The sequence below is a fragment of the Enterococcus sp. HMSC076E04 genome (genome assembly GCF_001814285.1).
In the GTDB taxonomy this organism is placed as follows: domain Bacteria; phylum Bacillota; class Bacilli; order Lactobacillales; family Enterococcaceae; genus Enterococcus_B; species Enterococcus_B lactis.
Genome location: NZ_KV815621.1, coordinates 1 through 239, shown reverse-complemented (window position 1 = coordinate 239; position 239 = coordinate 1). Strand labels below are relative to the sequence as shown.

General features: G+C 52.7%; 2 tRNA genes. Both read right to left on the bottom strand.

The annotated features are described in order from the left end of the window. Window positions 1–44 precede the first annotated feature (44 nt). Window positions 45–118, bottom strand: a tRNA-Ile gene (locus HMPREF2961_RS10440). 12 nt (window positions 119–130) lie between these two features. Then, window positions 131–201: transfer RNA gene (locus tag HMPREF2961_RS10435), tRNA-Gly, on the bottom strand. Window positions 202–239: the final 38 nt, after the last annotated feature.

The window sequence follows — 239 nt, the reverse complement described above, 5'->3', positions numbered from 1 at the left end:
AGGGCGGTGTCTTAACCGCTTGACCAACGGGCCAATAAAATAAATGGGCCTAAATGGACTCGAACCATCGACCTCACGCTTATCAGGCGTGCGCTCTAACCAGCTGAGCTATAGGCCCATAAAAACTAAAAGCGGGTGACGAGAATCGAACTCGCGACAACAGCTTGGAAGGCTGTGGTTTTACCACTAAACTACACCCGCATGGCGGTTCCGACGGGAATCGAACCCGCGATCTCCTG